Source organism: Xanthomonas arboricola, from assembly GCF_002940665.1.
Lineage (GTDB): Bacteria > Pseudomonadota > Gammaproteobacteria > Xanthomonadales > Xanthomonadaceae > Xanthomonas > Xanthomonas arboricola_B.
This window is the reverse complement of sequence record NZ_MIGY01000002.1, coordinates 181,435-206,464: the sequence shown is the minus strand read 5'-3', so window position 1 is coordinate 206,464 and position 25,030 is coordinate 181,435. Positions and strand designations below refer to the sequence as shown.

The window sequence follows — 25,030 nt, the reverse complement described above, 5'->3', positions numbered from 1 at the left end:
TTGGCGCGCGTGCCTTGAAGCGCCCGCGCCGCAAGCGCGGGCCGGGGGCGCGCAGTGGGGATTGGGGTGAAGGTCCGTCGAGCGAAGCAGTCGGTGAGTCACTTCTGACGGCGCGTGGCGACGCGTTTGTCATTGCCGGCATTGGTAGCTCCCCGGAGGCGCACCCTCATCCGGCGCTACGAGCCACCTTCTCCCGGTGGGAGAAGGAACTCGCGTCATCGCACTGAAGCTCGCCTCAGCGCGTCGACGCCTGGATCGCCGCACTCACATACACCAGCGGCGCGTTCCAGTTGATGGCCACCTCGTTGCTGGCGTAGCTGCAGGTGTTGTCCAGATACGACAGCGCCGGAAGCTTGGAGGGATATGCCACCTTGCAGTCCCTGGCGTCCTGCTGGCCCGGTTGCGGACCACCGGCCAGCCAGCCCGGCACCGGGGCGTCGATGCCGTCGGCCTCGGAGGGGCGATGGTGGATCTGCATCGGGCTGCGCAGCCCGACGCCGGTGACGAACGACAAGCCCAACGGATTGCGCCCCAGGATGTAGTCCAGCTGCGACTGCGCGGCATCCAGATACGGCCGCTGCCGGGTCAGCCGATAACCCTGCATCAGCATCATCGCGCGGTTGAGTACCACCGCGTTGCTTCCCCACACGAAGTCGGTGTCGCTCATCGCCAGACGCCATGGCGAGGACTGCCACTCATCGGCAAGACGCTGCGCCAGGCCGGTGATCTCACGGGCAATGCGTGCGCGATCGGCATGCGGGGTGAGCCGGTCGCGATGTTCGGCCAACGACATCCAGGCCAGGCCGCCGACGTTGCTCCAGCCCGGCACGCTGGCCGGTACGTTGCGCGCGATCATTGCGTCATAGAAGCCGTCCTCGCGCGTGCTCACATACAGCTCGGCCGCAGCCCAGGCAAATTCATCGTCCACCTGCGCGTCGTCGTAGCCGCCGGTACGCACGTCGTCGGGCTGGCGATAGATCACATCCGGGTGTTGCTGCGCCCACGCCCAGGCATTGCGCGCGGCGTTCAACATGCGCGCCGATGCGCCCGGATACTGCTTGTCGAACGGCGCGTAGGCACGGCTGGCTGCCGCCATCACCGCAGCGAAATCCAGCGTGGCGGCGGTGGCCTTCATCACCACATAGCGTTGTTGCGTGGCCTGCGCGGGCATCACCAGTCCATCGAACTGCTTGTCGGTGAGCTTGTGGTACACGCCGCCATCGGCCGGGTCCTGCATGGCCAGCATCCATTCCAGATTCCACCAGGTCTCCTGCAGGATGCCGGGCACGCCGGGCGCGTCGTCGGGGATGGTCAGGGCCTGCGCCTTGAACAGCGCCGGGTACTGCGCGTAGGCGGCCAGCAAGGTGTAGGTGCTGATGCCGGAATTGACGACGTACTTGTTGTAGTCGCCGGCGTCGTACCAGCCCTTGGGCGCACTGATCACGCTGTCGGCCGGGCGCGTGGCCGATGCCGCCGACGGATGGATACGCACCTGCGTATCCGGATGCCCGGCCGCGCGCGCATACGGCCCGGCGAACTGCGCCGGCAGCGCAGTGCTGGCGCGATTGAAATAGAACGCCTTGAGCGATGCGTCCAGCAAGGGCCGATACGCGCTGGCCGCGATTGGGAACGGATCGGACGCCGGCTGCCCGTCGATCTTCAACCGGTAGGTACCCGCGCGCAGGCTGGAAAAATCCGCCACCCGCGCCTGCTGGCCGGCCGGCGTCCACAGCGCAGCAGCCCGCAGCCGGCCCTCCAGCACTTGGCGGCCCTGCGCATCCTCGACCGTGAAACGGTCCGCAGCCGGCGCCGCATCTTGCGGCAATCCGAGCACCGCAAGCTTGGCAGAGCCGGGCAGATAACCGAGCTGATTGACGTGGATGGCAGCGCCCGTTGCCGCTACGGTCTGGTCGCCGGTGGTGTCGGCGGCGCAGGCGGCGATGGGCGATGCGATCACCATGCCGGTGAGCAGAGTCTGGAAAATGTTCATGCCGCGATGGTCGCTGCATTGGCGCAGGGCGACAAGCCCAATCCGGGCATAGGCAACCGCGTGGAAATGCATCGCTGCGGTCGCATGCCTGCATCGATGGTGGCGAGCACCTGCGGCCAACCGCGTCATCGCACAGGCCCTGCCCTGGCACGGCGCGGCAGATGCAACGGGCAACACCCGCTGCCATCCGGCGATGCCTGCCCTCGCCTACGAGGACAGGTACATCTCGATCAATCAGCCGTCAGCGCGCCGCAGCCTCCAGCTGCACCTGCGCCTTGCCCACCGGGTTGCGTGGGTCGCTGCCGCCGGTGAGCACGTTGCTGCGCTTGTCCCATTCCACCGTCTGCAGGTTGCCCCAGACGTGACTGGAACCGCGGCCGCCCTCGGCGGTGTCGCCCGGCAGCTTGAGCGCATGGCCCATCGCCTGCAGCGCCGTGGCGGTCTGCGGCGAGAACGCGTTGCTCTCGGCCTCGATCACGTCCGGCAGCCACTGGTGGTGATAGCGCGGCAAGGCGCTGACCTGCTGCGCGTCCAGGCCGGCGTCGTAGCCCAGGATGCCGAGCAGCACCATGGTGATGATGCGGCTGCCGCCCGGGGTGCCGATCACCGCGACCTTGTCGGCCGATTCCATGAAGGTCGGCGTCATCGAGCTGAGCATGCGCTTGCCCGGCTTGGGTGCGTTGGCCGCGTAGCCCATCACGCCGAAGGCATTGGGCGTGCCGGGCTTGAGCGCGAAGTCGTCCATCTCGTCGTTGAGCAGCACGCCGGTGCCCTTGGGGATCAGGCCCGAGCCGTACAGCAGGTTGACGGTCTGGGTGGCGCCGACGCGATTGCCTTCGCCATCGATGATGGAAAAGTGCGTGGTTTCGTCGTCTTCCAGCGGCGTCGGATTGCCCGACAGCAGGTCGCTGGGGGTGGCCTTGTCCGGGTTGATCGTGGCGCGCAGGCCTTGCGCGTAATCCTTGCTGGTCAACACGCGCTGCGGCACGGCGACAAAGTCCGGGTCGCCCAGGAAGAAGGTGCGGTCGCGGTAGGCGCGGCGCATCGCTTCCACCACCAGATGGGTGCGGTGCGCATCGTCGAGCGTGTCCAGCTCCCAGCCTTCCAGGATCTGCAGCATGGCGGCAAGTGCGATCCCGCCGGAGGATGGCGGCGGCGCGGTGGTGATCTTCCAGCCGCGGTAGTCGAACTGGATCGGCGTGCGCTGCTTGACCCGGTACCCGGACAGCTCGGCGGCCTTCCACTGCCCGCCGGCCTGCTTGACGCCGGCCAGCAGCTTCTTGGCGGTTTCGCCCTTGTAGAAGCCATCGAAGCCCTTGTCGCCGAGCAGCTGCAGGGTATGCGCCAGCTCTGGCTGCTTGAAGATATCGCCTTCGGCAATCGGCTTGCCGCCGCGCAGATACACCTGGCGCGTGCCGGGGTAACGCTCCATCACCTCGCGCCGCGAGGCGTAGCCCTTGGCCATGCGCGCGTACACCGGGAAGCCTTCGGTGGCGATGCGGATCGACGGCGCCAGCGACTGCTTCAGCGGCAGCCGGCCGTGCCTGGTGGCAAGTTCCACCAGCGCTGCAGGCAGCCCGGGAATACCGGCCGACCAGGGGCCGTTGACCGAGCGGTCGCGGTCCAGTGCGCCCTGCTTGTCGAGAAATTGCGCCTCGCTGGCCGACTCGGGCGCGGTCTCGCGCGCGTCCAGCATCACGTCCTTGCCGGTCTTGGCATCGTGCAGCAGGAAGAAGCCGCCACCACCCAGCCCCGAGCTGATCGGCTCGACCACCGCCAGCGTGGACGACACCGCGATCGCCGCATCGAACGCATTGCCGCCCTCGCGCAGGATCTGCAGGCCGGCGTCGGTGGCCAGTGCATGACCGCTGGCAATCGCCGCACCGGGCGGATGCTCCGCCATCGGCGAGGTCGTCGATGCTGCAGGCTTGGCGCCATCGGCAGCCCAGGCCGGCGGTGCCAGCACCAGAGCCAGCAGCAACAGGCCGCGCGAAGAAACACGTCGGGAAAAGATGCTCACGGGGCGGGAGGCTCCTGTTCGTACAGTTCGGGGTGGTCGCGCTGCAGCTGCATGAGCTTGGCGAGCAGTTGATCGTGGGTTTCCGGTATCGCCGGGTCCGGGTCGATGCATTCGACCGGGCACACCACCACGCATTGCGCTTCGTCGAAATGGCCCACGCACTCGGTGCAACGTGCCGGGTCGATCACGTAGATGGTTTCGCCCATCGAGATGGCCTGGTTCGGGCACGCCGGCTCGCAGACATCGCAGTTGACGCAGAGCTCGTTGATCTTCAGCGACATAGCGGCACCACCATGCGATGCGACGCAGCGCGATGCAATGCCAGGTGCTGGAACGCAACGTACCGCTGCAAGCGGACGCACGCGGCGTAGCGCAATGCATGGACAACGCCACGCGCGTGATCGGCAACCGGCCCAAGCGGACCGGCGCCGACGGCGTGCGGGATCAGCAGCATGCTGCGACCCCGCACGGCGGCCGGACGCGCCCTCCCGCGCCTCCGGCCTGGGACGGCATTACTTGGCTTCAACGAAGGTGTATTCCACGCCCTTGGGCTGGACGATGGTCTGCACGCGCGCATTCTCGGCCGCATTGCCGATGAACAGCACGCGCACGCCCTTCATCGAATCGGCCGGCACGTCCTTGAACGCGGCGTCGATCAGGTCGGCCATCTTGGTCGAGGCGGACGAACCGAAGGCCAGCATGTTGCCCGGCTGCACGCCACGCGCCAGTGCGGTCTTGACGCTTTCCAGCTGACGCTCGTAGCTGCCGGCGAACTCGGCATCGGACTCCGGCGGCAAGTAATACAGGAACGGGCTGTTGGTGGTGGTGCCCAGGTTCTGGCCGACCACTTCCTGCAGGTACTTCTTCCAGCCGGCGTTGTCGTCCTTGGCCGGCGCGGTCAGCGCAGCCGGAGCGGCGGCGGCGGTCGGTGCCGGCTCTTCCTTCTTGCAGGCGGTGACGGCCAGAGCGGCGACCGAAGCGAGCACCAGCGCGCGCATTGTGTGTTTCATGAAACTCCTCCCTTTGAAAAGCATGTGGTGATGTGACTGCTAGAGAATCAGGCCTGCGCGCGGGATTGCCGCACCTGCCGCAAGGCTTCGACGACCGAAGCCGGAACGAAACCGGACACGTCCCCGCCCAGCCGCGCGATTTCGCGCACCAGCGAGGACGAGATGAAGCTGTACTGTTCGGCCGGGGTGAGAAACAGCGTCTCCACCTCCGGAATCAGATGGCGGTTCATGCTGGCCATCTGGAATTCGTATTCGAAGTCGGACACCGCGCGTAGGCCGCGCAACAGCACACCGGCGCCCATGTCGCGCACGAAGTGGGCCAGCAGCGTGTCGAAGCCGCGCACTTCCACATTGGCATGCGCGGCCAGTGCTTCCTGGGCCAGCTCCACGCGGCGTTCCAGCGGCAGGGCCGGACCCTTGGAGGGGCTGTAGGCAACGCCGACCACCACGCGCTCGAACAACGGCGCGGCGCGGTTCACCAGATCGATATGCCCGTTGGTGATCGGGTCGAAGGTACCGGGATAGACGGCGGTGCGGCTATTGGCCACGCTCATACGGAAACTACCGGGGTCGGATCGCCGTTCAGTGTAGCAGCGGCCCGGCGGTACAGCGCATAGCGCACCTGCTGGGTGGCGCCTTCGCGGTGCAGATGCCAGCCGGCCGGTACCTGCGGCGGGACCTCGGCCGGGCCTTCCAGGTACAGCCAGGCGTCGGTGCTCAGGTGCGCGGGCAGGCGTTCCAGCACGCTGGGCCACAGCCCGGCGGCAAACGGCGGGTCGACGAACGCGATGCTGGCCTGCGCCACCGGCGCACGCTCCAGCCAGCGCAGCGCATCCTCCTGCAGCACCTGCACCTGATCGGCCGCATCCAGCCTGGTCACGTGCTGGCGCAGGCGCTGCACCAGGCCAGGGTCGCGTTCGATCAGGGTCGCGTGCGCAGCGCCGCGCGACACCGCCTCCAGGCCCAGCGCACCCGACCCGGCAAACAGGTCCAGCACCCGCGCGCCGGGCAGGTGCGGCATCAGCCAGTTGAACACCGTCTCGCGGACGCGGTCGCTGCTCGGGCGCAGGCCTGGCAGGTCGGGCACCGCCAGCTTGGTATTGCGCCAGCGCCCGCCGACGATGCGCACCTGCCCTTCCGCGCCGCGTGGCGCCGGCCGTGCTGGGCGGCTCATCGCCACGCGCCGGGTGCGGGCGAACGGAGGCAGGACGGCGGCAGCGCAAATGGCGACATGGTTCAAGGCAGGCGGGACGGACGGCCATGATACCGCCGCGATTGCCGCAGCCGCCCTCCCCCCGCCGGCCTGGACGCAGGCCATCAGGCGCACGCCCGCCTTGAAAAAATCCCCTTACGGCCTCATCCCCCAGGCCATCGGCCGCGTTGCGGCCTGGGCCACCATGGAGCACGACCCCAATGACCGTTGATACCGACAAGCAGACGCTTGGCTTCCAGACCGAGGTCAAGCAGCTGCTGCAGCTGATGATCCACTCGTTGTACTCGAACAAGGAAATCTTCCTGCGCGAGCTGGTCTCCAATGCCGCCGACGCAGCCGACAAGCTGCGTTTCGAGGCATTGGTGAAGCCGGAGCTGCTGGAAGGCGGCGCCGAGCTGCGCATCCGCGTGGACTACGACAAGGACGCGCGCACCGTCACCATCGACGACAACGGCATCGGCATGAGCCGCGAGGATGCGGTCTCGCATCTGGGCACGATCGCCAAGTCCGGCACTGCCGACTTCCTCAAGCACCTGAGCGGCGACCAGAAGAAGGACGCCAACCTGATCGGCCAGTTCGGCGTGGGCTTCTATAGCGCCTTCATCGTCGCCGACCAGGTGGACGTGTACTCGCGTCGCGCCGGCCTGCCCGCCAATGAGGGTGTGCACTGGTCTTCGCGTGGCGAAGGCGAGTTCGAGGTCGCCAGCGTCGACAAGCCCGAACGCGGCACCCGCATCGTGCTGCACCTGAAGGACGGCGAAGACGGCTTTGCCGACGGCTGGACCCTGCGCGGCATCCTCAAGAAGTATTCCGACCACATCGGCCTGCCGATCGAGATGCGCAAGGAGCATCACGGCGAACAGGCCGACGCGCCCGCCGAGCCGGAGTGGGAAGCGGTCAACCGCGCCAGCGCGCTGTGGACGCGGCCCAAGAGCGAGATTACCGAGCAGGAATATCAGGAGTTCTACAAGCACGTTGCCCACGACGCAGGCAACCCGCTGGCGTGGAGCCACAACAAGGTCGAAGGCAAGCTGGAGTACACCTCGCTGCTATTCGTGCCCGGCCGCGCCCCGTTCGACCTGTATCACCGCGATTCGGCCAAGGGCCTGAAGCTGTACGTGCAGCGCGTTTTCATCATGGACCAGGCCGAGCAGTTCCTGCCGCTGTACCTGCGTTTCATCAAGGGCGTGGTGGATTCGTCCGACCTGTCGCTCAATGTGTCGCGCGAGATCCTGCAGTCCGGCCCGGTTGTGGACTCGATGAAGTCGGCGCTGACCAAGCGCTCGCTGGACATGCTGGAGAAGCTGGCCAAGGACAAGCCGGACGACTATGCGACGTTCTGGCGCAACTTCGGCCAGGCGCTGAAGGAAGGCCCGGCCGAGGATTACGCCAACCGCGAAAAGATCGCCGGTCTGCTGCGCTTCTCCTCCACGCACGACACCACCGGCGCGCAGAGCGTGGGCCTGGCCGATTACGTGGGTCGTCTGGCCGAGGGCCAGGACAAGCTGTACTACCTCACCGGCGAGAGCTACGCGCAGATCAAGGACAGCCCGCATCTGGAAGTGTTCCGCAAGAAGGGCATCGAAGTGCTGCTGCTCACCGACCGTATCGACGAATGGTTGATGAGCTACCTCACCGAGTTCGACGGCAAGTCGTTCGTGGACGTGGCGCGCGGCGACCTGGACCTGGGCAAGCTGGATTCGGAAGAAGACAAGAAGGCGCAGGAAGAAGTCGCCAAATCCAAGGAAGGCCTGGCCTCGCGCATCAAGGCCGCCCTGGGCGACGACGTGGCCGAAGTGCGCGTCTCGCACCGCCTGACCGACTCCCCGGCGATCCTGGCCATCGGCCAGGGCGACCTGGGCCTGCAGATGCGTCAGCTGCTGGAAGCCAGCGGCCAGGCCGTACCGGAAACCAAGCCGGTGTTCGAGTTCAACCCGGCTCACCCGCTGATCGAAAAGCTGGATGCAGAACAGGATATGGACCGCTTCGGCGACTTGAGCCGGGTGCTGTTCGACCAGGCGGCGCTGGCGGCGGGCGATAGTCTCAAGGACCCGGCCGGGTATGTGAAGCGGTTGAACAAGTTGTTGTTGGAGTTGTCTGCGTGAAGCTTAAGCCTCGCTCGTGATACACCAGGACCGGCGCATGCGCCGGTCTTTTTTTGCATCTCTCTCCTGTCGGGCACGCCCGGTGCCTGCGCGCATCGTGCGCTACGATCAAGGCGCAGGTAACGTCATCGACGATCTCCTGCGAGAGCATTCACGCCGACTCCAGCACCCAACACCCGAACGCCGGCCCGGCCGAATAGCCGGTTTCCGGCTCTATGCGGATCTGCAGGGCGGCGCGGCCCGCCACTGCTGCCGGCAAGGCGTAGTCCACATCGACGAAATCCAGGCCGCGGTTGCCGTCCAGGCGTTCGTTGGCGATGAGTTCGCCGTCGGCCAGGATGCGGAAGCGGCGGCGGGTTTCGTCGCCCCAGTAGCGCAGGCGCAGGATGCGGGCCTGGGCGGTGTTGCGCAGGATGAAGGCGATGAAGCCGCCGGTGCGGGCGTCGCGGCCGGCGCGGCGGCGGTAGCTCAGTGCGTAGGAACTTTCGCTGTGCAGGTCATGGGCTTTTTCGGAGGCTTCATCGCCCAGGGCGACGCGGTCCAGTGCGCGCGCGTCGAGCGCGTGTTGTTTCGCTTCTGCTGCGGCCTGCTCGGCTTGATGCTGCTGCCATGCGGCGGCGTCGCGATGCTCCAGGTAGGGCGCGCTACGGCGATCGAACTGCGCGTAGAACGGCGAGAAGCGCCACTGCTGGCTGCCGTCGCTGTAGTCGAACGCGGCTTGGCCCGCCACCGGCTGCAGGCGCTGCAAGACCTCAGCGCCGCCGATCAACGCCGGGGTCTTGCCCGACCAGGGTTTTGCCGCATCGCCCAGGTCGGCCGCCAGCACCAGCGGCCCGCGCAGCACCGAGACCCAAGCCGGGTCGTCCGGTGTGGCTTCCAGACGCAGCGGCATCTCGAGCGACAGGGTGAGCGTGTCGCCGGCGCGCCAGACGCGGGCGATGCGCAGGTAGCCCTCGTTGACGGTGGCATCGACCGGCCGGCCGTTGAGCTGCAGCTGCGGCGACTGCGCCCAGCCGGGCACGCGCAGTGCGAGCGTGCGTTGCTCAGCCGGCGCGGCGTCGATGCGTAGCGAGGCGCTGCCCTGCTCCGGCATCGTGCTGTGCAGGGTCATGTCCAGCCCGGCAGCATCGCGCACGCTGGAAGGTACATAGAGGTTGACGTAAACGCCCTGCCCGTCCTGCCAGTAGATGGAATCGCCGAACTGGGCATGCGCCTCCATGCCGCTGCCGACGCAGCACCAGAAATCGTCGAACGGCGACGACCAGCCGCGCGCTTCGCCGGCCAGCATCGGTGTCATGTAGGTGAACATGCCGGTGCGCGGATGCTGCTGCGCCATCACGTGGTTGAGCAGCGTGCGCTCGTAGTAATCGAAGAACGCGGTCTGCGGGCCCCACTGATATAGATGGCGGGTGAGCTTGAGCATGTTGTAGCTGGCGCAGTGCTCGCAGGTCTGCTCGGTGAGAAACTTCGAGATGCTGTCCGGCTGCTGGAAATACTCGCGGTCGCCGTTGCCGCCGATCACGTAGGTATGGTGGCCGGTGACGGTATGCCAGAAGAAGCGCGCCGCCGCGCCCGAGGCGGCATCGCCGGTGACTTCGTACTCGCGTGCCAGGCCGATCAGCTTGGGAATGTTGGTATTGGAATGCTGATGCACCAGCTCGTCGCGCTGGGCGACCAATGGATCGAGCACGGCGTGATGGTGCAGGCGCTGCGCCAGTGCCAGCCATTGCGCATTGCCGGTCCGCACATGCAGCTCGACGAAGGATTCGTTGAGGCCACCGAATTCGCACGACAGTACCTTCTGCAGCTGCGCGTCGTCGAGCGCGGCGAAGATGCCTTGCAGATAGCCGGCCAGGCCCGCCGCGACCTGCAGCGCCTGCGCATTGTCGCAATGGGCATGCACGTCGAGCAGGCCGGCAAACAGCTTGTGCCAGGTGTACAGCGGCGCCCAGCTGCCGTTGAGATAGAACGGCGCCGGGTCGATCTTGCCGCGCCTGAGTTCATCGAACACCGCACGCCCGCTTTCGATCTTCCCTGCTGCATTCTTTCGGGTGAAGCCAGCCACATAGCCATCGCCTGCATGCGCCTGGCAGCGTGCCAGCTCTGCGACCAGATACCCGGCGCGCGTGCGGCATTGCGCATCGCCGCTCTGCGCATGCATCAGCGCCAGTGCGCTGAGATAGTGACCGAGCGTATGCCCGGCGATGGTGTCCGCCTCCCAGCCGCCGTACGCAGGCGCCTTGGGATCGAGGCCGGCGTACAGCACGAAGTTGTGCAACAACCGGTCCGGCTGCAGCCGCATCAGATAGCGACGATTGGTGTGCAGCGCATCCAGGAACAACGACGGCGTGAGCCGCACCTGCGCCAGCGGCACTGCGCGGACGCTGCCGGGTTGTGCTGCGCTGGCCTGGGCCGGAAACCGCAGGAAACCCGCCGCAACCGCCAGGCTGCTCCAGGCCAGAAAGCGCCGCCGCGACAGGCCCGGCGCGTGGTCGTTGGGCGATTGGCTCGGATGCGTCTCGGTCATGGGCTCAGCTTAGCTCCTGTCGGCGCGCGCAGACCGCGCGCGCCATTGCAACAACCGCCTGTGCAGTCGCGACAACGCACGCATGCACATGCATGACGCCCGCAACCGATGGCATCTGGCCGCACGCCACCGCGGTACACCGGCACGATCAGAACTTCACCGTGGCACGCGCCCAGTAGAACCGACCGAGCAGATCGTAGGTGGCCACATCGGTATTGGCATTGCCGACGTTGTTGGAGTAATACAGCGGCGGCTGCTTGTTGGCGATATTGTCCACGCCCACTTCGAAGCGCGTGTGCCACGGTTCGACGTTGTAGCCGAGCTGCAGGTTGTTGTAGACGTAGGCGCCGATCTTGCGCACCACCATCGGCTCGCTGGAATCGGCCGACAGGCTCTGGTCCGGATCCGAATTGCCGATGGCGGTGTGGCCTACATAACGGATGCGCCAGGTGGCGCTCCAGTCGTCCAACGCCCAGTTCACCGTACCCAGCGCACGCCAGCGCGGGAAATTGCCGTAGGCCTGGGTGTAGCGGCCGACGTTGTGGATGGTGACCGAGCTGGGGTCGGTGGTATCGGGCAGCACGTCGTAACGGGTGAGATAGGTGCCGTTGAGGCCGGCGCTGAGATTGCCCCACGCGGTGGGTGGCGCGCGATAGGTCAGGTTGAAGTCCATGCCCTTGGCCCACAGCTTGCCCAGGTTGACGGTGGGCTCGGCGATGTAATTGATGGTGCCGTTGCCGTTGCGATGGATCAATGCGCAAAAGGAGCTGGCCGGGTTGGCGAAACATTGATTGAGCACGGTCTGCGCCGACACCGTGGTGATGGTGTCTTCCAGATCGATGCGCCACCAGTCCGCGCTCAGCGACAGGCCGTCGATCCACTGCGGGTCGTACACCAGCCCTACGTCGTAGGACTTGCCGGTTTCCGGCTTGAGCTGGTACCCGGCCACCGCCGCGCCGGACACCTTGCCCGACACCTGGCCATCGGATTGCTGGTAGCTGCCGTCGGTGGGCACATTGGCGCAGGCCACGCTATTGCCGCCGGTATAGCCATTGCACGGGTCGTTGACGGTGGCCGCATCGCCGGCCACGCCGGCATACAGCTCGTTGATGTTGGGCGCGCGGAACACCTCCGACACCGTGCCGCGGATCAGCAGGTTCTCGACCGGGCGATACTCCAGCGAGATCTTGCTGTTGGTCTTGCTGCCGACCGAGCTGAAATCGGAAAAGCGCGTGCCCAGCGTGATGTTCAAGGCGTTGATGCCGGGCAGGTCCTTCAGCAGCGGAAACAGCGCTTCGGCATAGGCCTCCTTGACGTCGAAACTGCCGGCCAGGGTGGACGAACAGAATTCGATCACCCCGCACAGGCCGTCCTCATCGCCGGTCCATAACGGGTCGGAGGCGGTGGTCGAGCGTTCCTTGCGATAGGAGACGCCGGTCGCCAAGCTGACCCTGCCGGCCGGCAGCTCGAACAGCGAGCCGTTGGCATTGGCCTCGAATTGCTTGACCGTGTAGACGCTGGTCACGATGGGGTTGACCACCATGCCCTGCAGGGTGGACAGGTTGGCGCTGTCGTTGAGGTTGAAGAAGTTCAGCGGCGTGCAGCCGGCGATCGCCGCGCCCGCGCTGCCGCACTTGACCACGCCGTCGCTGTCCAGGAACGACGGGCCGATGGCCTGGTTGAACGCGGCATAGTCGAGAAAGCCGTTGTTGATCGACTTCTGTTTGACCTTGCCGTAGTTGAAGGTGGCATCCCACTGCCAGGAACTGTCGCCGAAGCGGCCGCGCAAACCGGGGCTGATCTGGAAGTTGTAGGTGTTGTATTGATAGCTGCGATTGCCCAGCACGGTGGCGCGCGTGTTGAGGTCGTTGTAGGAGGTGCCGGTGCTGCGATCGGTGCCGAAGTTCACGCCGAACGGGTTGTAGTAACTCTGCGACAACACCAGGATGTTGTCGCCGTTGGCGAAGATCGGAATCGGCGCAATGATCGAGGCCGATTCGGTTTTACTGAACCAGGTGTTGACGTAGCCCTCGACGTTGTCGGTGAAGCGATAGGTGCCCAGCAAAAACGCATTGGTGCGCTTCTGCGGGGTCTGCAACAGGTTGAACGGCTGGTAGTTGTAGGAGTCGGCGCTGGCGTTGTAACAGTGGAAATCGCCCGGACCGGCGCGACCGCTGACGCCGCTGTTGAGGGTGACGCGCCCGCAGCCGTTGGCCTGCGCAAGCTGCGTGGACTGATCCGAGCCATCGTTGAAATTCACGGTGCCGGTCGGCGTTGCGGACGAGCCCTGCTTCACCGGTTGCCCGTTGGTCAACGCAAGCGCGTCCTTGGAATAGTCGCGCGCCGCTGCCGAGACCGGATCGATGTTGTGGTACGACAGGCCGCCGATCAGGCTGCCGCGCTCCCAGGTCTTGCCGGTGGTCAGGGTGAAGTTGCGCCGGTTGCCGTCGCCTTCGCTGCTGGTGCCGAAGTCGCTGCTGAACTGCACGCCATCGAACTGGCTGCGCAGGATGAAGTTGACCACGCCGCCGATGGCGTCGGAGCCGTACACCGCTGAGGCGCCGTCGCTGAGCACTTCGATGCGCTCGATCATGCTGGACGGAATCGCGTTGACGTCGTTGTAAGCCAGACGAATACCGTTGACCAGCACCAGCGTGCGTTTGTCGCCCAGGCCGCGCAGCGAAATGGCCGACGCACCGGTGCCACCGCCGTTGTTGGTGTATGGATTGGTGGCGTTGCCGGCGATCGACGGCAGCTCCTGCAGCAGATCGCCGACCGTGGCCTTGCCGGTCGCGGCGATCTGCTCCTGGCTGACCGTGACCACCGGGTTGGCGGTTTCGGTATCCACGCGGCGCAGACGCGAGCCGGTGACCACCACGCTGTCCAGCGTTTGTGGCGCATCGCCGCCGCTGCCGGCCTGCTGCGCAGACACCGGTGCGCTGACACCTGCGGACAGCGCCAGCAGCAGTGCGGCGCTGAGCATGCTCGGCACCGGGCGCGTGGGCGTGCCGGTAGTCCGGGAAAAAGGCAACAGCGACATCGGCATGCAAGGCTCCTGATTCGTATGGCGGACAAACGATGGGCAACACACGCCCGTGCCGGCGGACACCAGCGCAGGGCAAGATGGATGGCAGACGCGCACGCAGCGAAACTTCTCGCCAGCGCCGTGCTGCAGACATGCAGACAACCTGCGACGCGCACGACCACGCAGGGTCATGCAGCAGCGCGTGTTGTCGGAAAGGGGTTGGTTCCGCACCGGAGGCGCCCATGCGCTCCAGTTTCATCAGCTGGTCACAATGTGCCTGTGCGCACGCGCCACGTCTTGTCGCATTTGGCGACAGCGCATGCGGAAAACAGCATGGTTCGCAAATGAACGGGCATGCGGTGGCGTTGCACCCTGCAGCGGTACCCGCCGGTGGACATCATGCGCAAAACGATGGCGATACACCCGAGGCGATGCATCGCTTGCAACCATGTGCGATGACGGTCGATCCAGGCGTCGAGCAAGCCTATGCATGCGGCAGCCCAGGACACGGCAGACGGCAACACCGCTTCAACGATCGCCGGTCGAGGCCGCCGTGGTTGATGACGCCCACGATGAGGCGACGAGGCCGGCACGGTCGTCGCGGCGATGGTCCATCACCCGTACCAGGCCTGCACCTTCACTGCCGCTGCGCTGCCGGGCAACGCCACGCGATCGGCACGCGGGCCCTGCGCACGCGCCGGCTTGCCGTCCACGAGCACGCGCGTGAGCGTGCTGCCCTCGGGCACACGCAGGCTCAGCCAGGTGTGCCTGGGGGACCGCTCCGGCAGTTGCACCTCGGCATCGATGCGGTGTGCCGCCACGTCGGTGCGCAGTGTCAGCGTGAGCTTGCCCCAGCGTGTTGGCGCCGCGGTGATGCCGATCGTAGCGCCACTGCCCAGCCACACGCGCGGCAGCGCACGCGCAAGGAACAACTGCTCCCCTGCGCTGTCGTCGCTGACCAGCATCCAGCGCAGCAGCAATGGGATGGTCATCTGCGCAGGGATGCAGAACAACGGCATGCCACCGGTGATGCCGCTGACCTCGCCGGCGGTCCAGCTGCCGCGGGTATGCACCTGGTAGCGATGCGCATAGACGAACAACAGATACTCTTCGATGCGGTCCAGCCGCAGCAGCTGTTGCGCATAGCCGTAGGAAATGAAGCCGAGCAGATCGCGGCTGCCCGGCTCCGGCGGTGCGATGTTGGCCACCACGCCGATGCTGGTGCCGCCATGGCCGCGCAGGCAATCGATCACCAGGTTGGCCAGGTCGTCGGGCAGCACATCGGCCTGCAGCAATTCCGCATACGCGCGGTGCGGCCATTGCTGCTCGCTGGGCTTTTCCTGCAGCAACGATTGGCGAAACGTCAGTGTGGTGCCCGGCAGCGGGCCGACATACGGCGGCGATAGCTCGCGGCGCACGTTGGCACGCAGGCTGGTTTCCAGCCGTGCACGCAACTGCCTGGCGCGACGCTGCCATTGCGTGGCCAGGCCGGCATCGCCACCGAGCGTGCTCCAGACCTGGGCGATGTCTTCCCAGCCGCGAATCGTCAGCGCGCTATTGGCGTAATACGGTTTCCACCACAGCGACGGGTCAGGAAACAGGCAGGCATCGGATTCGTTCCAGCCATGCAGCAGGCCATGGCCATGGGCGCTGCGCGGTAATGCGAGCGCCTGGTCATGCAGCTCGCATAGCAGCTGTGCGGTGGCGGCGATCTTGGGCAGCAGGCGGCGCAGCCGCGCCGCATCGCCGGTGTAGCGCAGATAGCGCGCCAGCAGCGACAGGGTCAGCCCGAACTGCCCGACCTCCGGCCCGCGCATGTTCGGCAGGCCATCGTCCTGCACGAAGTCGTCGAAGTAGTTGTCCAGTACTGCGGCGGCCTGCGCGAAGCGGCCCCATTCCAGATTGGCGTAGAACGAGCTGGTGAAGGTGTCCTGGAAGCCGTCGTACTCGTTGCCGTAGTAGTCGCGTTCCACCGCGCCGTACTTCGGATAATCGCCACCGGGGCGCACCACCAGCTCGCGCGCGAACGCGAATTGCGCCATGTCGTTCCAGCTGGCATCGGGCAGCTGTGCCTGCACCGTGCCGTCCAGGGCCTGTTGCCAGTACGCGGCGAAATCGATCAACCCCGCATAGAACTGCTCGGCGGTGGCCGGCTTGCGCGACGGCGCAAACGCCGGATAGCTGTGGGTGTAATGCACGCCGACGATCTCGCCGCCGCGTACGTGCATCGTGCGATGCCAGGTCTGCACCACGAAGCGATCGCTGGCACGCACATCGGCAAACACCAGCACGTCGTACCAGCCATCATCCTCGCCTTCGCGCCGCATGACCTTGCGCACTGCCGGCATCCAGCCACCCAGCAAGCCCTCCTCGCGCCGTTTGATCAACGCCTCTTCGCCCAGCTCGGCGAAGGCATGTTCCGGCCGCGAGGTGCGGCTGCGGCCGTTGGGCAGGATCGGCATGGTGTCCAGGCTTTCGCGCGTGCCGACGAAGGTGGTCCACGGCCAGCGCCCGCCATTGTCTTTGGGGTCGAGTCGCGAGGCCGGCGGCGGCGCGACATCGCGCACCTGCGCCTCGTCCGGATCGCCATCGCGCAGCAGGCGGTCGGCGAGCAGATCGGCTTGCGCCATCGCCACCTCGGCCAGCGACATCCCGAAGTACGGCTTGGCCTCGGCCGGATAGGCCGGCTCGGTGCGTTTGTCCAGGCGCAGCATGCCGCTGTCGGTCCATAGCGTCAGCTGGCCCTGCGGATCGTCGAGGTGCTCGTAGACGGTCCAGTCCTGCTGCAGATGCCGAAAGCGGCAAAGCGTGCTGCCCACATGCGCGGCCGACGGCAGCGCCTCAAGACGCGGCAGTGCCGGTGGCGGCAACGTAGCCGGGGTGTGCGGCGTGCCCGGCAGCGCGAGCGCGGCACCCGCGCCCACCGCCGCGGTTGCCGCCATGCCCTGACGCAAAAAGCTTCTGCGGTCCATCGTCGCGCCCTCGGTTGATCTCATCCACATCGTGCGCGACGGCGCGGCTTGCGTCTTGTGGCAGCTGTCTGGCACGTATGCGGAAATCCGCACACAAGCAGCTGTTGCTGCGCAGCCATCGCGGCGACGCACAGCGCCTGCCGGTCGCCACCCCTGCCATTTAGCCACGTGACTTTCTGGCCACGCCGGTATCTGCGGTGGCAGCCACACTGGCTGCACAGACGCAGGCGGCACTGTCGCCAGACCGCCGCGTAATCCACGCCCACCTACAAGGAACGTCATGCAGCCATCCCCATCGCGCATCGCACACAGTGCCCGCGCCGCAGCGCGGTTTTTCGATGCCGGCAGCGCGTCCGCCAGGCAGTTGCAACGTCCGGCACATTGCTGGCTGTGGCTGGCCCTGATCGTGCCCTGCATCGCGCAGGCGCAGGTGGATCTGTCGCAGCTGGATGCCGAGATGGCCGCGCCGCGCACCCAGGTGCTGGTGCTCGGCAGCGTGCACCTGTCGCAGTTGCCCAAGGGCAGCGACATCCGTGCAGCGCGCCTGCAACCGCTGATGGACCGGCTGGCCGCGTACGCGCCGACCATCATCACCACCGAAGACCTGTCGGGCGAAACCTGCGACCTGATGCGGCGCCATCCTGCCGTCTATCTGCCCGAGGACATCACGACCTATTGCCCCGACACCGGCGAGGCAGCACGTGCCACCGGGCTGGACGTTCCCGCCGCTCTCGGCCAGGTCCGTGTAGCGCTCCGCAGCTTGCCCAGTGCGCCCACACCGGCACAGCGTCGGCACCTGGCTGCGCTGTTTCTGGCCTCGGGCGAGCCGCCTTCTGCGCTGGTGCAATGGCTGCAGCTTGCGCCGGCAGAACAGCGCAGCGGCGATGGCCTGGATGCGGCGCTGGTGGCGCGACTGCGCAGCATGGAACAGCGCCCCAACGAGAGTTACCAGATCGCCGCGCGATTGGCGGCGCGTCTTGGCCTGCAGCGCGTCCACCCGGCCGACGATCACACCGGCGACAACGTGGACCTGGGCGACCCGGCGGCGTACGGCAAGGCGATCCAGGCCGCCTGGGACAAGGCCGCGCCGCGGGCGCGCGCCATGCGTGAGCACGAGGACCAGCTGGCAAGTCGAGGCAAGTTGCTGGAGCTCTATCGCGCGATCAACCTGCCGGCCAGCCAGCAACTGGCCATCGCGGTGGATTTTCGCGCCGCATTGAGCGAGGGCTCGCCGCAGCACTACGGCTACCGCTACATGTCCGGCTGGGAAATCCGCAACCTGCGCATGGTGTCCAACGTGCGCGCCAGCTTTGCCGAACAACCCGGCGCAAAAGTGCTGGCAGTGGTCGGTGCCATGCACAAGCCCTGGTTCGACAACTGGCTGGGACAGCTGCAGGGCGTGGATATCGTCGATGCGGCGCAGGTGTTAGGTAGTGACGGACAGTGAGTACAACGACTTCCGCATGACGCTCCAGGTCAAACGCGAGTCAGTCGAGGGCGCGGTGCCCTCGCCGCTCGCGGGACACGCCGTGAACCCATCCGTGGGGACCGTGTGGCGGCATCCATGCCGCCACACGGTCCCGCAATCGGCGAGGACACAGCACCAGACAGTGTGCTGATTGTTTTACTGAGCCATGCACACCGACCATCTCGACGGGTCCTTGGCTGCCCACCGTCGCGGGACCTTACGCGGCATGGATGCCGCGTAAGAGCCTACATGGACGTACTTGCGGCGTGTCCTGCGGTGGTGGGTGGGCAAGGGCCCTGCAGCCAGCCAAGAAGCCAGCCGTTCCACGCTTGCGCTCTATCCGCACTGCCCTAAAAACCCGCAGCCAAGACAAGCGCACTATCGAGTCGTCTATCGACACCGGCATAAGCAGCAGCCATCAATTCGCTGACTCCACGAAATGCAGAACGTGAGTCCGGTTTCAGGTGCAGCCAGGTGCGGCATCAAGGCGAAGGCCGTGCACCTAATGCAACAGATCGACAACCGGCCTTCGTCCAATCCAGACTCTCAGGTCAGCACATCCAGCAAGCTGCCCAGCATCTCGTCGGAGCGCCGTAGTGCAGTGGCGTTGGCCTGGAAGTCGTTGCGTGCCGAGAGGCCTTCGACCAGATCGGTGGCAGGTGCCGATGGATCGGAGGCGGCATCGACCACGCTGGCCGCCACGCCGGCATTGGCCTGCGTACTGGCTGCAACGGCCTGACGTGGACTGCCGTCCACCGGCTGGCGTGCCACATTGCTGGCGGCCACCTGCTGACGCAGCGCGGCGACCTGCATTCCGGAACTGGCGATACTGCTGACACTCATGGTGGCTCCGGCGCAGAAACTGAGAAATAACCAATGACGTTTGTTTACCAACCAATCAACACAATCGTTGCCGGCAATCGCGCCGCACTGCTGTCGTTCTTACGCCTACCGAGGCGCGTGGCGAGCGTTTCTCACGAGTTGGAACCAGCTGACAGGAACCGCAATGACGTGTCCCACCCGCCGATTCCGATTACGCCCGCCTCCAGGCCGCGCAGCGGTCTGACGCAGGCTCAATAGGTGCCTACCCGCACGCGCAACACCACCGGCACCTCGCCCGCCGCATCCACCCGCCCGACGTTGAGCCCGTAGTCGGTCTGGTCGCCGTTGAGCTGTCTTTCGACTTGCCAACGCCCGTCCACGTACCGCCCCTGTTCCACCCGCAACAGTTGTCCATGACGGGTATCGGCCGCCTCGCGGAAAAATTCAATCCGCGCGGCCATGCCGGTGACCAGGAACTCCTCCGGCCCCAACTGCGCCACCAGCAGCCGGCCGGCGTGGTCCTCGTTGCCGGGCAGGATCGCCGGCGCATCGCCCCACATCGGCGCACCGAACGACACCTTGGCCTGCCAATCGCCGAAGCGCAGCGTGCGTTGCGGCGCGCCGGGCTGTTCGGCCACCGCCTGCAGCCGGCCGTCGAAGGCGGCCTGGGCGATCACGCGCTGCAGCGGCGCCAGCAGTTTGAAGTTGGCGGCGTGCGCGGCGATCGCGTCGCGGTTGGCCTGGCTGTCCTGGTTGCCATCCATGCCGAACACCGAAAAGCCGATCCCGCCCTGCCCCAGTACATGGAACAGATACGGCGCGGTGGCCGCCTCGAAGCCGGTCTCCGAGACCCAGGCCGGGTTGTCCGGCCGCGCATACTGGCCGATGACCTTGGTGTATTCGTTGTAGTCGTTGGTATAGATATCGGTACCGATGAAGTCGATCGACGGCGTGGCCGCGCGCCAGAGCGCGAACACATTCACCGTCGCACCGCCGGACGGATAATCCAGGCCCGGATAGCGCTTACCCTTGTAGCGCAGCCAGGTGTTGACGTAGAGCGGCAGCGGATATGCGCGCTTGCCGGCCGCGGCCACCTGTTCGATATACGCCGCCGTCGCATGCGCGTTGAAGGCTTCGGCAGCTTCTGCACCGAACAGTTGCTGCCAGCTGCCCTGCGGTTTGCCCAGCGCCTGCGCGATCGTAGCGGGCACCGGTTGCGCGAACGCGGCCTCGCCGGCCGGGCCATGGTCGCGCACCGTGCCGATCGCGCCGGGCTCGTTTTCCACCTGTACCAGGATCACCGTGTGGCGGTCGCCATCGACCTTGCGCAGGTGCTGCATCAATGCGGTGAAGGCACGCGCATCGGCCTGCACGTTGGCGGCCACATGCGGCGACAGCACATCCACCGGCTCGCCATTGGCATCGCGCATGCGCGGGTACGTGGCGTCGTCGCGCTTGATCCACTCCGGCACGTAATGCATCTGGCCGTTCTTCCAGCTGCCGAACCACAGCAGGGCCACGCGCAGGCCGCGCTTGCGCGCGCCGGCAATCAGGGCATCCACGTTGGTGGTATCAAAGTGCCCGGGCGCCGGCTCGAACTGCTCCCAGTACACCGGCGCTTCCACTGTGTTGGCATGCAGGGCGACTACCTCGTCCAGCGCCTTCGGCAGCACCGCCGGCCAGGCGCTGGAATTGTGCAGCTGCGCGGCCAGCACGGTGTACGGCGCGCCATCGACGAACAGCGCATGGCGGCCATTCTGGGTGACCAAGCGCGGCAACTCTTCCGCGCTGGCCAGCAGCGGCACACAGCCGGCCAGCACCGCCAGCGACCACAGCAGGGTTGCGATGCGGCCGCGCGGCCGCGGCATCTTCAGGGCAAGCAAACGCATCATCGCGCCTCCGACGGTAATGAATTCCAATGCGGCGTGGGTTCGTCGCGCAGATGGCGCACGAAGAAGTCGTACTGGCGACGCTGCACATAGTCGATCGGGCCGCTGGAACGGCCTACCGAATGCTCGCCACCAGGCACGTTGAGCAGCTCGAAGTCCTTGCCGGCCTTGATCAGCGCATCGACCACCTGCGCGGTGGAGGCCGGGTCCACATTGCTGTCCTGCTCGCCGACGATCAGCAGCAGGTCGCCCTGCAACTTGGACGCATTGACCACGCCCGAGGCCTGCGCATAGCCGGCATCCACCGGCCAGCCCATCCACTGCTCGTTCCAGCTGATCTTGTCCATGCGGTTGTCGTAGCAACCGGCAAACGCCACACCCACCTTGTAGAAGTCCGGATGGCGTTCGAGCGCGCCCAGCGTGCTCTGCCCGCCGGCCGAGGCGCCATAGATGCCGACCCGGCCGATGTCGTAGGAAGGGTCCCTGGCCGCCAACGCACGGTGCCAGGCGATGCGATCGGCAAACCCGGAATCACCCAGGTTCTTCCACGCCACATCATGGAAGGCCTTGGAGCGGTTGGCGGTGCCCATGCCGTCGATCATCACCACAATAAAGCCCAGATCCGCCTGCGCCTGCATGCCGATCTGCTTGTCGCCAGCGGAGTGATAGCCGAACGGCCAGAACGTCTTGGGCACAAAGGAATCGTGCGGGCCGGCGTAGATGTTCTCGATCACCGGATACTTCTTGTGCGGGTCGTAATCGCGTGGGCGCACCACCATGCCCCAGATATCGGTGCGCCCGTCGCGGCCCTTGGCCACGAAGGTCTCCGGCGCGCGCCAGCCGGCGGTCAGCAACCTGTCGATGTTGCCCTGCTCCACCTGCTGCAGCAGCCGGCCATCGATGCTGTGCAGCTCCATCACCGGGGCCAGGTCCGGGCGCGAGTAGACATCGACGTAATGCCGGCCATCGTCTGCGATCGCCACATCGTGATCGGCATCGCTGTGGGTCAGCCGGGTCAACCCGCGGCCGTCGAAATCCACGCTGTACAGCTGCCGGTAGTACGGGTCCTTGCCCGCATCCATGCCGCTGGCGGTGAACCAGATGCGCCGCTGCGCGTCGTCCACGCGCAGCACATCGCGCACGATCCACGGCCCGCGCGTGAGCTGCCGCTTGAACCTGCCGCTGCGGCCATCGACCAGGTACAGGTGCCGCCAGCCGTCGCGTTCGGAGATCCACAGCAACTCATCGCCGCGCCCATCCACGTCATGCCCAAAACTGCGGTCGGCGTAGACGAAGGTGCGCGTATCTTCGCCGACCGCCACGTGCGCGCGACCGCTCTGCGCATCCACCGCGATCACCCGCATGCGCTGAAAGCCACGTTGCACGTAGTCGAAGCGCACACTGCGGCCATCGCTGCGCCACTGCAGCGGCGACAACGCGTACGGATTGGCGAACAAGGCGGTGTCCACCTCGCGGCGTGTGCCGTCCACGGCGAACAGCACCGGCCGCTCCACATCCACCGCATCGCCGGGCTTGGGGTACAGCTGGGTATGCACGCGTGGCTGGCCGCCGTCTGCAGGCGCCGCTTCCACGCGGGTGACGCGGCGGGCAAACCCGGGACGCACGCGATACACCGCCAGCCGCTGCGAGTCCGGCGACCAGGCGATGCTCTCCGGGTCGAAGTAATCGTCTGCACGTCCATCGTCGCTGAGCCGGGTCAGTTGTCCATCGGCAACGCGACGCAGCAGCAGGTTCCAGCCATCGGCGAGCGCCTCCCAGCGGCCATCGGGCGAACGGCGTGGCGTATTGTCGGCTGGCACCGCAGGGTCGCGCACCACACCGAAGCCGCGTGGACGCTGCTGTGCAGCGGCGTCATCGCGGGCGCAGCGGTAGTCCGTCAGGCTGCAACGCCAGGGCGCTTCGCCAAGCGCGAAGCGAATCGCTCCGTCGCTGCGCTCGCCGTCCGGCGCATAGGCAAAGCGCTCGAATGGCAATTGCAACGCGGTATAGGGCGTGCTGGTCGCTGCACTCAACGCCTGCGCCACGCGCTGCTGGTCGAACGCGGGCGTTCTCTGCAGCGTGGCGACATCCCTACGGACAAAGGCGAATCCGCCCGGCACCGTCTTGCGGTAGTAGAACGTGCCGTTGTCCTGCCATTGCGCCGGCCAGGCCACGTTCTCGGTCAGCGTGCTCCATTGCGCGCGCAAGCCCAGCGCGCGTTGGTAATCGGCCACGCCTGGCGCGGCCTGTGCCGCAGTCGACAGCAATACGCTGCACGCAGCCAATCCATTCAAGCAGCCACGCAACCAGCGCGAGGCACCCGCGCCGCGGCGCAGCTCACTCGCCATCGTCCTCCTCCAACGCCAGTTCGTCGCTGCGCAAGCCGCTACGCGCGCCCCAGTGATAGATGAAGAATGCAATCACCGCCACGCTCAAGGTGTCGAACGGATGCGCGATCCAACCGTGACCGCCGAATGTGCCGGCACAGGACACCGCCATCACCAGCACGAAGAACACGATCAACCACAGCGATGCGCGCACCTGGCGCAACAGGCGTGCCCTGCCCTGGCGCGATGGCAGGCGATACAGCACATACAGCGCGAACGCGACCACCTGCAGGCCGAGCAACCACGACAAGGTGGGCCAGGTCGACCAATAGACGATCAAGGCGGCGACCATGAACGACAGCGGCCCCAGCACGGCAAGGCCCCGGACGCGAAACGGCCGCGGCAAGTCCGGCGCACTGCGGCGCAACGCCGCCACCGTCACCGGCGCCACCGCGTAGCTCAGCACCAGGGCGGCCGACACCACGCCGATCAGGGTCTCCCACGAAGGAAATGGCAGCGTCCAGAAGATCGACAAGCCCAGGCTCAACCACAATGCCGGGCGCGGAATGCCCGATTGCGGATCCACCCGCGTCAGCACCGGCAAAAACCCGCCGCTGCGCGCCCAGCCGTACACCACGCGCGGGGTGGCATTCATGTAGATGTTGCCGGTGCCGCTGGGCGAGACCATCGCATCGCAGATCACCAGCGCTGCCAGCCACGCCATTCCCAACGCCAGCGCGATGTCGTGATACGGCAGTGCAAACACCTTGTCGATACCGCTCCAGCCCGGTGCCAGTTGCGCAGCCGGAATGCTGCCCAGGAACGCCAGCTGCAGCAGCACGTAGATCACCGTGGACAAGGCCACCGACAGGATCAGGGCGATCGGGATATTGCGTTGCGGGTCGCGCACCTCGCTGGCCACCGACACGATCGGGGTCAGGCCCAGGTAGGCAAAGATGATGCCGCCGGCGGAGATCGCCGCCTCCACCCCGGCCATGCCCGCGGGCGCGAACCCGTGCACGCTCAGGTTGCCCGGATTGAAGTGCTTCATCAGCAGCACGATCACCAGGATCGGCACCAGAAACTTGAAGATGCTGACGATGTTGTTGGCCAGCGCGAAGGTCTTGACGCTGAAATAGTTGAGCAGGAAGAACAGCACCAGCAAGGCCAGTTGCACCAACCAGCCCCACACACTGGGATGGCCGCCGTTTGGCTGATTGAGCACCGGAAACCATGCCGCCGCATACTGGCGCGCCGCTTCCACCTCGATCGCGATCAGGCTGGAAAACGCGATCAGGGTGATGAAGCCGGTCAACGCCCCCAGCAAGGCGCCATGCGAATACTCCGGGTAGCGCACCACACCACCGGCGCGTGGCAGCGCGGCGCCGAGTTCGCAGTACACCAGGCCGAGCAGCAGCACCGCGATGCCGCCGAGGATCCACGACAGGATGCCGGCCGGTCCGGCGATGGAAGAGACGTGGCTGGCCGAGAACAACCAGCCAGACCCGAAGATCGAACCCAGCCCGATAAAGGTCAGGTCGGTCAGGCTGAGCCGCTTGTGGAACTTGCCTTGCGTGGTCGCACCGTGTGTGGTCATTGGTCGCCCCGAAGCGTGGATAGCGGGTTGGTGTTGCGAAGAACGTCGGCGGGTTGCGTCCTGGA

Annotated in this window: 15 protein-coding genes; 2 read left to right on the top strand and 13 right to left on the bottom strand. The window is 66.4% G+C overall.

Features of this window, described 5'->3' with window-relative positions; genetic code table 11:
- Nucleotides 1-235: 235 nt before the first annotated feature.
- The 6 genes from XarjCFBP7645_RS07780 to rsmD all read right to left on the bottom strand — a co-directional run bounded on the left by XarjCFBP7645_RS07780 (nucleotide 236) and on the right by rsmD (nucleotide 6,260).
- On the bottom strand, nucleotides 236-1,990 hold the full coding sequence (locus XarjCFBP7645_RS07780) for a glycoside hydrolase family 9 protein (RefSeq protein ID WP_104537857.1): 1,755 nt from the start codon (nucleotides 1,988-1,990) through the stop codon (nucleotides 236-238).
- A 241-nt stretch (nucleotides 1,991-2,231) separates the two neighbouring features.
- On the bottom strand, nucleotides 2,232-4,010 hold the full coding sequence (gene ggt / locus XarjCFBP7645_RS07775; RefSeq protein WP_104536992.1) for a gamma-glutamyltransferase: 1,779 nt from the start codon (nucleotides 4,008-4,010) through the stop codon (nucleotides 2,232-2,234).
- The gene (locus XarjCFBP7645_RS07770; RefSeq protein WP_003489796.1) at nucleotides 4,007-4,291 is read right to left on the bottom strand and encodes a YfhL family 4Fe-4S dicluster ferredoxin; all 285 of its coding nucleotides are present in this window, start codon (nucleotides 4,289-4,291) and stop codon (nucleotides 4,007-4,009) included. Before XarjCFBP7645_RS07770 ends, ggt begins: the two co-directional genes overlap by 4 nt.
- A gap of 231 nt (nucleotides 4,292-4,522) precedes the next feature.
- On the bottom strand, nucleotides 4,523-5,020 hold the full coding sequence (locus XarjCFBP7645_RS07760; protein ID WP_181126248.1) for a hypothetical protein: 498 nt from the start codon (nucleotides 5,018-5,020) through the stop codon (nucleotides 4,523-4,525).
- A gap of 47 nt (nucleotides 5,021-5,067) precedes the next feature.
- Nucleotides 5,068-5,574, bottom strand: a complete 507-nt coding sequence (coaD, locus tag XarjCFBP7645_RS07755) for a pantetheine-phosphate adenylyltransferase (RefSeq protein WP_006448932.1) — start codon at nucleotides 5,572-5,574, stop codon at nucleotides 5,068-5,070.
- The gene (gene rsmD, locus XarjCFBP7645_RS07750; RefSeq protein WP_181126247.1) at nucleotides 5,571-6,260 is read right to left on the bottom strand and encodes a 16S rRNA (guanine(966)-N(2))-methyltransferase RsmD; all 690 of its coding nucleotides are present in this window, start codon (nucleotides 6,258-6,260) and stop codon (nucleotides 5,571-5,573) included. Before rsmD ends, coaD begins: the two co-directional genes overlap by 4 nt.
- Before the next feature lie 173 nt (nucleotides 6,261-6,433).
- On the opposite strand from rsmD, the gene htpG reads away from it, so the two are divergent.
- The gene (htpG, locus tag XarjCFBP7645_RS07740) at nucleotides 6,434-8,338 is read left to right on the top strand and encodes a molecular chaperone HtpG (protein ID WP_104536982.1); all 1,905 of its coding nucleotides are present in this window, start codon (nucleotides 6,434-6,436) and stop codon (nucleotides 8,336-8,338) included.
- 151 nt (nucleotides 8,339-8,489) lie between these two features.
- On the opposite strand, the gene XarjCFBP7645_RS07735 is transcribed toward htpG, so the two are convergent.
- The 3 genes from XarjCFBP7645_RS07735 to XarjCFBP7645_RS07720 form a co-directional block, all read right to left on the bottom strand.
- Nucleotides 8,490-10,865 (bottom strand): glycoside hydrolase family 127 protein, encoded by a 2,376-nt coding sequence (locus tag XarjCFBP7645_RS07735; RefSeq protein WP_104536980.1) that lies wholly within the window; start codon nucleotides 10,863-10,865, stop codon nucleotides 8,490-8,492.
- Between the two features lie 148 nt (nucleotides 10,866-11,013).
- On the bottom strand, nucleotides 11,014-13,911 hold the full coding sequence (locus XarjCFBP7645_RS07730; protein ID WP_104536978.1) for a TonB-dependent receptor plug domain-containing protein: 2,898 nt from the start codon (nucleotides 13,909-13,911) through the stop codon (nucleotides 11,014-11,016).
- Nucleotides 13,912-14,504: 593 nt separating this feature from the next.
- Nucleotides 14,505-16,862 carry a Tat pathway signal protein gene (locus tag XarjCFBP7645_RS07720; protein ID WP_104536974.1) on the bottom strand — a complete coding sequence of 786 codons (2,358 nt, stop codon included), beginning with the start codon at nucleotides 16,860-16,862 and terminating at the stop codon, nucleotides 14,505-14,507.
- A gap of 280 nt (nucleotides 16,863-17,142) precedes the next feature.
- Here XarjCFBP7645_RS07720 and XarjCFBP7645_RS07715 point away from each other — a divergent pair, with 280 nt between their 5' ends.
- Complete coding sequence (locus tag XarjCFBP7645_RS07715) at nucleotides 17,143-18,309, top strand: DUF5694 domain-containing protein (RefSeq protein ID WP_258079523.1); 1,167 nt, start codon at nucleotides 17,143-17,145, stop codon at nucleotides 18,307-18,309.
- 567 nt (nucleotides 18,310-18,876) lie between these two features.
- Here the strand turns inward: XarjCFBP7645_RS07715 and XarjCFBP7645_RS07710 are convergent.
- From XarjCFBP7645_RS07710 to XarjCFBP7645_RS07695, 4 genes are all read right to left on the bottom strand, one after another.
- On the bottom strand, nucleotides 18,877-19,173 hold the full coding sequence (locus tag XarjCFBP7645_RS07710) for a hypothetical protein (protein ID WP_104536972.1): 297 nt from the start codon (nucleotides 19,171-19,173) through the stop codon (nucleotides 18,877-18,879).
- Between the two features lie 230 nt (nucleotides 19,174-19,403).
- Nucleotides 19,404-21,044, bottom strand: a complete 1,641-nt coding sequence (locus XarjCFBP7645_RS07705) for a DUF5597 domain-containing protein (RefSeq protein ID WP_104536970.1) — start codon at nucleotides 21,042-21,044, stop codon at nucleotides 19,404-19,406.
- Complete coding sequence (locus XarjCFBP7645_RS07700) at nucleotides 21,041-23,389, bottom strand: S9 family peptidase (protein ID WP_104536968.1); 2,349 nt, start codon at nucleotides 23,387-23,389, stop codon at nucleotides 21,041-21,043. Before XarjCFBP7645_RS07700 ends, XarjCFBP7645_RS07705 begins: the two co-directional genes overlap by 4 nt.
- The gene (locus tag XarjCFBP7645_RS07695; RefSeq protein WP_104536966.1) at nucleotides 23,379-24,965 is read right to left on the bottom strand and encodes an APC family permease; all 1,587 of its coding nucleotides are present in this window, start codon (nucleotides 24,963-24,965) and stop codon (nucleotides 23,379-23,381) included. Before XarjCFBP7645_RS07695 ends, XarjCFBP7645_RS07700 begins: the two co-directional genes overlap by 11 nt.
- Nucleotides 24,966-25,030 lie beyond the last annotated feature (65 nt).

What these genes read in the sequence shown, in the direction of transcription:
- XarjCFBP7645_RS07760 (WP_181126248.1), bottom strand. Translation starts at nt 5,020, where the DNA reads ATGAAACACACAATGCGCGCGCTGGTGCTCGCTTCGGTCGCCGCTCTG.
- XarjCFBP7645_RS07705 (WP_104536970.1), bottom strand. Translation starts at nt 21,044, where the DNA reads ATGATGCGTTTGCTTGCCCTGAAGATGCCGCGGCCGCGCGGCCGCATC.
- XarjCFBP7645_RS07710 (WP_104536972.1), bottom strand. Translation starts at nt 19,173, where the DNA reads ATGAGTGTCAGCAGTATCGCCAGTTCCGGAATGCAGGTCGCCGCGCTG.
- XarjCFBP7645_RS07730 (WP_104536978.1), bottom strand. Translation starts at nt 13,911, where the DNA reads ATGCCGATGTCGCTGTTGCCTTTTTCCCGGACTACCGGCACGCCCACG.
- XarjCFBP7645_RS07780 (WP_104537857.1), bottom strand. Translation starts at nt 1,990, where the DNA reads ATGAACATTTTCCAGACTCTGCTCACCGGCATGGTGATCGCATCGCCC.
- XarjCFBP7645_RS07715 (WP_258079523.1), top strand. Translation starts at nt 17,143, where the DNA reads ATGCAGCCATCCCCATCGCGCATCGCACACAGTGCCCGCGCCGCAGCG.
- XarjCFBP7645_RS07695 (WP_104536966.1), bottom strand. Translation starts at nt 24,965, where the DNA reads ATGACCACACACGGTGCGACCACGCAAGGCAAGTTCCACAAGCGGCTC.
- XarjCFBP7645_RS07700 (WP_104536968.1), bottom strand. Translation starts at nt 23,389, where the DNA reads ATGGCGAGTGAGCTGCGCCGCGGCGCGGGTGCCTCGCGCTGGTTGCGT.
- coaD (WP_006448932.1), bottom strand. Translation starts at nt 5,574, where the DNA reads ATGAGCGTGGCCAATAGCCGCACCGCCGTCTATCCCGGTACCTTCGAC.
- XarjCFBP7645_RS07735 (WP_104536980.1), bottom strand. Translation starts at nt 10,865, where the DNA reads ATGACCGAGACGCATCCGAGCCAATCGCCCAACGACCACGCGCCGGGC.
- htpG (WP_104536982.1), top strand. Translation starts at nt 6,434, where the DNA reads ATGACCGTTGATACCGACAAGCAGACGCTTGGCTTCCAGACCGAGGTC.
- XarjCFBP7645_RS07770 (WP_003489796.1), bottom strand. Translation starts at nt 4,291, where the DNA reads ATGTCGCTGAAGATCAACGAGCTCTGCGTCAACTGCGATGTCTGCGAG.
- XarjCFBP7645_RS07720 (WP_104536974.1), bottom strand. Translation starts at nt 16,862, where the DNA reads ATGGACCGCAGAAGCTTTTTGCGTCAGGGCATGGCGGCAACCGCGGCG.